Source organism: Lacrimispora sp., from assembly GCF_032078915.1.
Lineage (GTDB): Bacteria > Bacillota > Clostridia > Lachnospirales > Lachnospiraceae > Lacrimispora.
In genome coordinates this window covers 1-3,399 of sequence record NZ_DAMAUN010000182.1, presented here as the reverse complement: position 1 = coordinate 3,399, position 3,399 = coordinate 1, and the positions used below count along the sequence as shown (strand labels likewise).

Here is a 3,399-nt window from a genome sequence, read left to right as displayed (position 1 = left end):
AGGAAGGGAAGGAAGCAAAAGCCAGAGAGTATAAGCATATGACCTTTTATGAGGCCGCCAGACTGGCAAAGGAAGCCAGGCCCAAACAGATGTGGCTGACTCATTACAGTCCCTCTCTTACCAGACCGGAGGAATACTTGGAAAAAGTCCGGGAAATTTTCCCTCGTACCAAAGCGGCTAAGGATGCCTGGACCCTGGAACTGGAATTTGATGAGGAGTGAGGGAGCGGCGATGAAAAAGAATCATACAGAGGAAGATGTCTATATACTTGCGATTGAAAGTTCCTGTGACGAAACGGCGGCTGCCGTAGTAAAGAACGGAAGAGAGATCCTTTCCAATGTGATCTCCTCTCAGATCGCCCTTCATACATTGTACGGGGGCGTTGTACCGGAAATCGCATCCAGAAAGCATATTGAAAAGATAAATCAGGTCATAGAAGCAGCCCTTCTGGAGGCAGGGCTGAGTCTGGATAATATGGACGCCATTGGCGTAACGTATGGTCCGGGCCTGGTGGGAGCTCTCCTTGTAGGCGTTGCAGAGGCTAAAGCCATTGCCTATGCAGCAGGCAAGCCGTTAGTGGGTGTCCATCATATTGAAGGACATGTATCAGCTAACTTTATTGAGCATCCGGATCTGGAGCCGCCTTTTTTATGTTTGATCGTATCCGGCGGACATACCCATCTTGTTATTGTAAAGGATTACGGTGAATTTGAAATTCTGGGCCGTACCAGGGATGATGCGGCAGGAGAGGCATTTGACAAGGTAGCAAGAGCCGTGGGCCTTGGGTACCCGGGAGGCCCGAAGATTGATCATGCGGCAAAGGAAGGAAATCCCCATGCCATTAAGTTCCCTCGGGCAAAGGTGGAAGGGAACATTTACGATTTCAGCTTCAGCGGCTTAAAGTCTGCGGTATTAAACCATATCAACCATGCGGGCATGTTGGGAGAGGAAATTAATGTTGCTGATTTAGCAGCTTCCTTCCAAAACGCGGTCGTGGATGTGCTGGTGAGTCATACGGTGGATGCGGCAAAGGAATATGGATTTAAAAAAATTGCCATAGCCGGCGGTGTGGCTTCCAATTCTGCCCTTCGGAAAGAGATGGGCCTTGCATGTGAAAAAACCGGTATTGCCTTTTACTATCCGTCACCCATTTACTGCACGGATAACGCAGCCATGATCGGCACAGCGGCTTATTACGAGTATATCAATGGGGCGAGGGCCGGTTGGGATTTAAATGCAGTTCCCAATTTAAAACTGGGCGAAAGGTGATGGACGGACGGATGGAGAGCAGGGGGAGAACGGCAGCAGTCATATTGGCGGCAGGAAAAGGAACACGCATGGGAAGCCAGGTGCATAAGCAGTACTTAGAGCTCTTTGGGAAACCTCTGCTGTATTATGCGCTTTATGCCTTTGAAAATAGTTCGGTCGATGAGATCGTCCTTGTGACCGGTCCCGGAGAGTCCGGTTATTGCCGGGAGGAGATCATAGAGAAATACGGTTTCAGCAAGGTGACTGCGGTTACTGAAGGGGGAAAGGAACGGTATCATTCCGTATACGAAGGGCTTAAGGCAGTTAACAACTGTGAATATGTCCTGATCCATGACGGGGCCAGGCCCTGCGTGACGGTCGAGATCATAGAGGCAGCTTCCGATGCAGCCAGAATGTACAGGGCTTGTGCGGTTGGGGTGCCAGTAAAGGATACCATTAAAATTTCTGACGAAAGTGAATTTGCAGCCATGACTCCGGACCGGAACAGTCTTTGGCTGATTCAGACTCCTCAGGCCTTTGAATATGAACTGGTACTTCAGGCATATGAAAAACTTATGTCATCAGAACAGTATCAAAAGGGAGTAACGGATGATGCCATGGTGGTAGAAACCATGACTCGGGAAAAGGTGAAACTGATTCGTGGCGATTACGCAAACATAAAGATCACAACACCGGAGGATATGGAAATTGCCGGTGTGCTGATGAAAAGAAAATACCTGGAAAAATAAAAGGATGCTGTAAGTGCAGCTTCCTTTTTATTTTTTTCCTCCTGATTTTAAAAGATCCTTTACGATCAGATGAAGGTGGTCAAGCTGCTCACGGTTTAAATGCTGTGCATCCTCCATTAGTTCTTTTAGTTTTGCCGGGCTGCTGATGTTGTGAGAGAAGAATTCGGATGGCTCGATGTCCAGATATTCACATATATAGAAAAAACCCATCATGGACGGAAGAGCCAGTCCATTTTCTATTTTGTGGATATATGTGGGATTCTGACCGAGAGACAGGCTCATATCACGTGCAGACACGCCCTTTTGAGCTCTGAGCTCTGAAAGGCGTTTTGAAAAATTGAAATCTATATACATAGGTAGCTCCTCCTGATTCCATAGTATTGCATTAAATGAAATATCTGTAGTAAATAATGCAATCCATCACTTGACATGTTGCATTCATTACAATATTATTAGTTATATAAAGTATTTAATGTATGATTATACAGAAAAGTCTGCCATACAGGTGGGCGGCTGCCGGATATTGTCCGCGGCCGCATCTGACGTAACACTCTTTGGGTGTACCTTTACACCCGATAAAGAAGGTGCTCTGCCCGGAAACCATGGCAGGAAAGATGAAAGAAGGTACGGTAGATGAAAACTGAAGATAACAGGATAGAGAGGGACAAAAATGCCAAGGCTGGGCTTTTGGACCGGATAGCGGCGGATTCGGGCTGCATGTACCTTTCAGATTTAAGAAACTGTATTTATAAAAGATGCTGCCGCTTCGTCATTGCTGAAATACCGGCAGACGATTACACAGTAAAAGTATGGGAAGATGCGATCAGTTATATGACAGGCACAGAAGAAGATTTTAAGACAGCTGAAGAAGCAAAACAACGGCTTTTGGAGTATTTTTAAGACTAAAACATATAATTTGAAAAAAATGTAAAAATGTGTTGACAGAACAAACAAACAATGATAAACTATCCAAGTTGCAGCTGATAAGTGCAGCGAAACAAGCAGTATTGGTCTCCAAGAGATTTGAAAAAAGAGAAAAAAGTGCTTGACAAAAGCATGGACTTCTATTAGAATATAAAAGCACATTTGGAGAGGTATCGAAGTGGTCATAACGAGGCGGTCTTGAAAACCGTTTGTCCGCAAGGGCGCGTGGGTTCGAATCCCACCCTCTCCGTTGGCAGGTTTTTAGCCGCTAATAACATAAAAGAATCAGCTAACTGCAGAAGTACCCAAGTGGCTGAAGGGGCTCCCCTGGAAAGGGAGTAGGCCGTTAGTAGCGGCGCGAGGGTTCAAATCCCTCCTTCTGCGTCAGCATCAAGGGAGAGAACCTTCCGGCAGATGCACAGTACTTTGAAAACAGAAGATTGAACAGTATGTAAAACCCTGAAAATTCTAAAAAATA

Annotated in this window: 4 protein-coding genes, 2 tRNA genes and 1 pseudogene; 6 read left to right on the top strand and 1 reads right to left on the bottom strand. The window is 45.9% G+C overall.

The genetic code is table 11. From position 1 onward, the window contains the following. The 3 genes and pseudogenes from RT269_RS29925 to ispD form a co-directional block, all read left to right on the top strand. Positions 1-221 (top strand): annotated as a pseudogene (locus tag RT269_RS29925) (ribonuclease Z); the annotation flags it as partial. A 10-nt stretch (positions 222-231) separates the two neighbouring features. Then, complete coding sequence (gene tsaD / locus RT269_RS29920) at positions 232-1,269, top strand: tRNA (adenosine(37)-N6)-threonylcarbamoyltransferase complex transferase subunit TsaD (protein WP_313188162.1); 1,038 nt, start codon at positions 232-234, stop codon at positions 1,267-1,269. Further along, positions 1,269-1,997 (top strand): 2-C-methyl-D-erythritol 4-phosphate cytidylyltransferase, encoded by a 729-nt coding sequence (ispD, locus tag RT269_RS29915; protein WP_331664271.1) that lies wholly within the window; start codon positions 1,269-1,271, stop codon positions 1,995-1,997. Before tsaD ends, ispD begins: the two co-directional genes overlap by 1 nt. A 27-nt stretch (positions 1,998-2,024) precedes the next feature. Here ispD and RT269_RS29910 read toward each other — a convergent pair whose 3' ends face one another. Further along, positions 2,025-2,351 (bottom strand): helix-turn-helix domain-containing protein, encoded by a 327-nt coding sequence (locus RT269_RS29910; RefSeq protein ID WP_025229960.1) that lies wholly within the window; start codon positions 2,349-2,351, stop codon positions 2,025-2,027. Positions 2,352-2,630: 279 nt separating this feature from the next. Between RT269_RS29910 and RT269_RS29905 the strand changes: the two genes are divergently transcribed. The 3 genes from RT269_RS29905 (at position 2,631) to RT269_RS29895 (ending at position 3,305) form a co-directional block, all read left to right on the top strand. Continuing rightward, positions 2,631-2,897, top strand: coding sequence for a hypothetical protein (locus tag RT269_RS29905; RefSeq protein WP_313188160.1), 267 nt, complete (start codon positions 2,631-2,633; stop codon positions 2,895-2,897). A gap of 188 nt (positions 2,898-3,085) precedes the next feature. Beyond that, positions 3,086-3,171: transfer RNA gene (locus tag RT269_RS29900), tRNA-Ser, on the top strand. A gap of 45 nt (positions 3,172-3,216) precedes the next feature. After that, positions 3,217-3,305 (top strand) — tRNA-Ser (locus RT269_RS29895). Positions 3,306-3,399: the final 94 nt, after the last annotated feature.

Coding starts and splice junctions, on each gene's coding strand:
- ispD (WP_331664271.1), top strand. CDS start 1,269: ATGGACGGACGGATGGAGAGCAGGGGGAGAACGGCAGCAGTCATATTG.
- RT269_RS29910 (WP_025229960.1), bottom strand. CDS start 2,351: ATGTATATAGATTTCAATTTTTCAAAACGCCTTTCAGAGCTCAGAGCT.
- tsaD (WP_313188162.1), top strand. CDS start 232: ATGAAAAAGAATCATACAGAGGAAGATGTCTATATACTTGCGATTGAA.
- RT269_RS29905 (WP_313188160.1), top strand. CDS start 2,631: ATGAAAACTGAAGATAACAGGATAGAGAGGGACAAAAATGCCAAGGCT.